Here is a 5932-nt window from a genome sequence, read left to right as displayed (position 1 = left end):
ACTCGGCAGGGGCTCTACCGGGAAGGCCTCTGCCGAGCATGGCTCGGCACTACAGGGGTTGGGTGCAGCCAAACAGGTTCAATGCGTCTCGCGGCGGACGTGGCGCACGAAGCGGCGCAGCAGTTGCCGGGCCAGCGGCGCGGCGCTGACCTCGCGGGCGACGCTGCGGGCGCAGCCGCCGTGGCGGGCGATGCAGTCGGCGCGGGCGCGCACATAGCCGCGCATATGGTGGGTGGCGAATTCCGGGTGGAACTGCAGGCCCCAGGCCTGTTCGCCCCAGCGGAAGGCGTGGCAGTTGTCCTGCACCGAGCGGGCCAGCACGGTGGCGCCTTCGGGCGCGCGCAATACCGTCTGCAGGTGGGTGGCGTGGGCTGGGAAGCTGGCCGGCAGGCCGGCGAACAGCGGATCGGCCGAAGCCGGGGCTTCCAGCTCCAGCTGGATGGTGCCGGACTCGCGCCCGGCCGGGTTGTAGGCCACTTCCCCGCCCAAGGCATGCGCCAGCAGCTGGTGGCCGTAGCAGATGCCGAGCAGCGGCATGCCGGCGTGGGCGGCGTCGCGCAGCCAGTCGGCGCTGCGTTCACTCCAATCGGCGCGATCGGTGACGAAGGCGGCCGAGCCGGTGACGATGGTGGCGGCGAAATCGCTACGTTCGGGCAGCTGCTCGCCGTGCTCGACGTTGACCACCACGGTGTCGGCTTCTTCCAGCCCGGCGGCGACGCGGATCCAGTGCGGGAAGCGGCCGTAACGGCGCAGTGTCGGGAATGGTTGCCCGGTTTCAACGATCAAGAACGGCTGGGACTTCATTCCGGCGGCGGCAGTACTGACAGGACTTCCTCGATTGTAGTCAGCCCTGCTGCCACCTTTTCAAGCCCGGTGCGGCGCAGGGTGCGCAGTCCGTCGGCGGCCGCGGCCTTGCTGAATCCGGCCAGATCCATGTCGCGGGTGATCAGGGCGCGCAGTCGCGAACCCAGTGGTAGCAGCTCATACAGGCCGATCCGGCCCATGTAACCGGTGCGCCGGCACTCCAGGCAACCGACCGGCGCATATGCCGTGACCACATCTGGTAATGCTTCATGGGCATGACGTAGTGGTGCCCAATCGGCGTCCGTCAGCGTGTCTGGCGCCTTGCAGTGCGGGCACAGGGTACGCACCAGTCGCTGCGCCAGCACGCCGTTGACGGTGGAGGCGATCAGGTAATGCGGCACACCCAGGTCGAGCAGGCGGGTGATCGCCGAGGGCGCGTCATTGGTGTGCAGCGTGGACAGCACCAGGTGACCGGTCAGCGAGGCCTGCACCGCCATCTGTGCGGTTTCCAGGTCGCGGATTTCGCCGATCATGATGATGTCCGGGTCCTGGCGCAGCAGGGTGCGCACGCCGGAGGCGAAGTCCAGGTCGATGTTGACCTGCACCTGCATCTGGTTGAACTCCGGCGCGATCATTTCGATCGGGTCTTCCACCGTGCAAACGTTCACGTCCGGTGTGGCCAGGCGCTTGAGCGTGGAGTACAGGGTGGTGGTCTTGCCGGAGCCGGTCGGACCGGTGACCAGCACGATGCCGTGCGGGCGCGCCACCAACTCGTTCCAGCCGGCAGCTTCTTCCGGGCTGAAGCCCAGCTGCTCGATGCTCTTGAACGCCGAGTCCGGGTCGAAGATACGCATCACGCACTTCTCGCCGAAGGCGGTGGGCATGGTCGACAGGCGCATTTCCACCTCGCGCCCACCCGGCGAGCGGGTCTTGATGCGGCCGTCCTGCGGGCGCCTGCGCTCGGCCAGGTCCATGCGGCCCAGCACCTTGACCCGGCTGATCACCGCGGTCATCACCGACGGCGGCAGTTCGAACACCTTGTGCAGCACGCCGTCGATGCGGAAGCGCACCCGGCCCTTGTCGCGGCGCGGCTCCATGTGGATGTCGCTGGCACGCTGTTCGTAGGCGTACTGCAGCAACCAGTCGACGATGCTGACCACATGGTGGTCGTCGGCGTTGACGTCACCGGCGCTGCCAAGTTCCACCAACTGCTCGAAACTGGGCGGGGTGATGCCGTTGCTGCTGTCACGGGCGTCGCTGCGCGCGCCGCGCACCGAGCGCGTCACGCCGAAGAACTCCATCGAGTAACGGTGCAGGTCCAGCGGATTGACCAGCACCATGTCGATGCGGCGGCGGGTCAGGTGCTGCAGGTCCGGCACCCAGTCGCGTGCCATCGGCTCGCTGGTGGCCACCAGCACGCGCTCGCTGTCCAGGCCCAGCGGCAGGATGCGGTGGCGGCGCGCATAGGCATGGGAGACCACGGCGGTGGCGCCGGACACGTCCACGCGGGTCGGATCGATACGCAGATAACGGGTATGGGTGCGTGCGGCCAGCCATTCGGTCAGGCGCTCCAGGCCGAGCTCGCCGGCTCCGGTGGCGGCTGCCAGTTTCAGGTTGGCCAGCAGTACCAGCGGGTGCACTTCACTGGCATTGCGCGCGCCCTGGGCAGAGAAGCGGATCCGCTCCTGGTCGTGCGCGGCCACCAGCCCATCGGCCAGCAGGGCGCTGGCGATATTGGAAAACTGCAGCCTTCCCGGGGCGATAGCCACCTGCGGTGACGGTGCCTGAGTGCCTTCCAGAGCCGCGTTCTCCACCCCAAACCCCTTGCTGGCGCGGCCATCGCGCGGTCGGTCGCTATACTAACGCACCCCTTACGTACGGCTCAGGCAGCATGTCCGCGACTCCCCCCGTTTCGATTACCTTCCAGGGACTGATCCAGACCCTCAATGATTTCTGGGCGAAACAGGGCTGTGTCTTGATCCAGCCGCTGGACCTGGAGGTCGGTGCCGGCACCTTCCATCCGGCCACCTTCCTGCGCTCGATCGGCCCGGAAAGCTGGAATGCCGCCTACGTGCAGCCCTCGCGCCGTCCCACCGACGGCCGCTACGGCGAGAACCCCAACCGCCTGCAGCGCTACTACCAGTACCAGGTGGCGATGAAGCCGAGCCCGGACAACATCCAGCAGCTCTACCTGGATTCGCTCAAGGCGCTGGGCATCGACCCGCTGGTGCATGACTTGCGCTTCGTCGAGGACAACTGGGAATCGCCGACCCTGGGCGCCTGGGGCCTGGGCTGGGAAATCTGGCTCAACGGCATGGAAGTCACCCAGTTCACCTACTTCCAGCAGGCCGGTGGCCTGGAGTGCAAGCCGGTGCTGGGCGAAATCACCTACGGCCTGGAGCGGCTCTGCATGTACCTGCAGAACTGCGACAACGTCTACGACCTGATCTGGACCTACGGTCCGGACGGCACCCCGGTCACCTATGGCGATGTCTACCACCAGAACGAGGTGGAGCAGAGCACCTACAACTTCGAGTACGCCGACGTGGAAGAAATGTTCCATCGCTTCGACGCCTGCGAGAAGGAAGCACAGAAGCTGGTGGAAGCCGGCCTGCCGCTCCCGGCCTATGAACAGGTCTGCAAGGCCTCGCATTCGTTCAACCTGCTCGACGCACGCCGCGCCATCTCGGTGACCGAGCGCCAGCGTTACATCCTGCGCGTGCGCGCGCTGGCCCAGGCGGTGGCCAAGCTGTACGAGGCCAAGCGCCTCGAAGCCGTGGCAGCGAAGGAGGTGCAGGCATGAGCATGCAACCGCTGCTGATCGAACTGGGCGTGGAAGAGCTGCCGGTCAAGGCGCTGCCGGGCCTGGCGCAGGCCTTCTTCGATGGCGTGATCGATGGCCTGGCCAAGCGTGGCGTGGCTTTCGAGCGTGGCGATGCCAAGCCGCTGTCGACCCCGCGTCGCCTGGCCGTGCTGTTGCCGGGCGTGGAAACCGAACAGCCCGAGCAGCACTCGGAAGTATTCGGTCCGTACCTGAACATCGCCCTGGACGCCAACGGCGAACCGACCAAGGCGCTGCAGGGCTTTGCCGCCAAGGCCGGCATCGACTGGACCGCGCTGGAGCGCACCACCGATGCCAAGGGCGAGCGTTTCGTGCTGCGTTCGGTGACCCCGGGCGCGCAGACCGCCAGCCTGCTGCCGGAGATCCTGCGCGAAGCCATCGCAGCCATGCCCATCCCCAAGCCGATGCGCTGGGGCAACCACGAATACGCCTTCGCCCGTCCGGTGCATTGGCTGGTGCTGCTGCACGGCAACGACATCGTGCCGGCCGAGCTGCTGGGCCTGACCTCCGACCGCTTCAGCCGTGGCCACCGTTTCATGGCCGACAAGCAGGTGTGGCTGAGCAACCCGGCCGACTACGTTGAATCGCTGAAGGCCGCCAACGTGCTGGTCGACGCCGACGCGCGCCGCGAGCGCATCGTCGCCGAGGTCAATGCCGCTGCCGCACAGGCTGGCGGCGTGGCCCGCATCACCGACGACAACCTGGAGCAGGTGGTCAACCTGGTCGAATGGCCGGCGGCGGTGCTGTGCAGTTTCGAGCGCGAATTCCTGGCCGTGCCGCAGGAAGCGTTGATCGAGACCATGGAGATCAACCAGAAGTTTTTCCCGGTGCTCGATGGCGGCGGCAAGCTGACCGAGAAGTTCATCGGTATTGCCAACATCGAATCCAGGGACGTGGCCGAGGTTTCCAAGGGCTACGAGCGCGTCATTCGTCCGCGCTTCTCCGATGCCAAGTTCTTCTTCGACGAAGACCTCAAGCAGGGTCTGGTCGGCATGGGCGATGGCCTGAAGACCGTCACCTACCAGGCCAAGCTGGGCAGCGTCGCCGACAAGGTGCAGCGCGTCAGCGCGCTGGCGCAGATCATCGCGCCGCAGGTGGGTGCCGATCCGGTGCAGGCCAAGCGTGCCGCCGAGCTGGCCAAGAACGACCTGCAGTCGCGCATGGTCAATGAATTCCCGGAGCTGCAGGGCATTGCTGGCCGTCACTACGCCGTCGCCGGTGGCGAATCACCGTCGGTGGCGCTGGCCATCGACGAGAGCTACCAGCCGCGCTTCGCCGCCGATGACATCGCGTTGTCGCCGCTGGGCAAGGTGCTGGCGATTGCCGAGCGCCTGGACACGCTGGCTGGCGGTTTTGCTGCTGGCCTGAAGCCGACCGGCAACAAGGATCCGTTCGCGCTGCGCCGTAACGCGCTGGGTCTGGCACGCAGCATCATCGAGTCGGGGTTTGATCTGGATATCCGAAATCTCATCTCATTGGCCCGTCACGGTGCCTTAAGTGCTTGTGCGACGAGTGCTGAGAAAGCGATAAGCGAAGCCAAGGGTGAAAAGGACCTTGCTAGCGCAACAAAGGCGAGGGACGAAGCCGTGTTGCTGCGCGACGGAGATCCTACGACCGGGATTGATGAGCTTTACGACTTCATCATCGACCGCCTGAAGGGCTATTACGCCGACAAGGGCGTGCCGGCCACCCACTTCAACGCAGTCGCCGAGCTGCGCGTGGCCTCGCTGTACGACTTCGACCGCCGCATCGATGCCATCGGCACCTTTGCCCAGCTGCCGGAAGCCGAAGCGCTGGCTGCAGCCAACAAGCGCATCCGCAACATCCTGCGCAAGGCCGACGGTGCCATCCCGGCCATGATCGACCCGGCGCTGCTGCGCGAGCCGGCCGAGAGCGAACTGGCCGAAGCCGTCACCGCTGCCATCGACGACACCGGCACCGCGCTGGCGCACAAGGACTATGTGGCCGTGCTCGGCCGCCTGGCCCGGCTGCGCCCGCAGGTCGATGCGTTCTTCGATGCGGTGATGGTGAATGCCGATGACCTGGCCCTGCGCGGCAACCGGCTGGCGCTGCTGCGTACGCTGGGTGACCGCCTCGGCAGCGTGGCCGCGATCGAACACCTGTCCAGCTGATAAGCCTTGGGCACCTGACCGCAACAGGCCCGCGCAAGCGGGCCTGTTGCGTTGTGGGCTCGGCAACCGGCAACCGGTAGTGGGGGGGGGGGGGGGGCGCACGCGGTGCGAGGGGAGAACCAAAGAAAGAAATACACTAGCCACACAGACAGGC

Annotated in this window: 4 protein-coding genes; 2 read left to right on the top strand and 2 right to left on the bottom strand. The window is 66.5% G+C overall.

The window, feature by feature from the left end; all coding sequences use genetic code 11:
* Positions 1-78 precede the first annotated feature (78 nt).
* Positions 79-804, bottom strand: a complete 726-nt coding sequence (locus tag AC1VWL_RS19020) for a glutamine amidotransferase (protein WP_282272688.1) — start codon at positions 802-804, stop codon at positions 79-81.
* Complete coding sequence (locus AC1VWL_RS19015; RefSeq protein ID WP_482987716.1) at positions 801-2573, bottom strand: GspE/PulE family protein; 1773 nt, start codon at positions 2571-2573, stop codon at positions 801-803. Before AC1VWL_RS19015 ends, AC1VWL_RS19020 begins: the two co-directional genes overlap by 4 nt.
* Positions 2574-2695: 122 nt before the next feature.
* Here AC1VWL_RS19015 and glyQ point away from each other — a divergent pair, with 122 nt between their 5' ends.
* Complete coding sequence (gene glyQ / locus AC1VWL_RS19010; protein ID WP_293711779.1) at positions 2696-3607, top strand: glycine--tRNA ligase subunit alpha; 912 nt, start codon at positions 2696-2698, stop codon at positions 3605-3607.
* Positions 3604-5778 carry a glycine--tRNA ligase subunit beta gene (gene glyS / locus AC1VWL_RS19005; RefSeq protein ID WP_482987715.1) on the top strand — a complete coding sequence of 725 codons (2175 nt, stop codon included), beginning with the start codon at positions 3604-3606 and terminating at the stop codon, positions 5776-5778. Before glyQ ends, glyS begins: the two co-directional genes overlap by 4 nt.
* The last annotated feature ends 154 nt before the right edge of the window (positions 5779-5932 follow it).

This window comes from Stenotrophomonas sp. STEN063 (assembly GCF_056854515.1).
This window is presented reverse-complemented; position numbering and strand designations above follow the sequence as displayed.

Excerpts from the sequence above, each read along its gene's own strand:
- AC1VWL_RS19020 (WP_282272688.1), bottom strand. The coding sequence starts at position 804 with ATGAAGTCCCAGCCGTTCTTGATCGTTGAAACCGGGCAACCATTCCCG.
- glyQ (WP_293711779.1), top strand. The coding sequence starts at position 2,696 with ATGTCCGCGACTCCCCCCGTTTCGATTACCTTCCAGGGACTGATCCAG.
- glyS (WP_482987715.1), top strand. The coding sequence starts at position 3,604 with ATGAGCATGCAACCGCTGCTGATCGAACTGGGCGTGGAAGAGCTGCCG.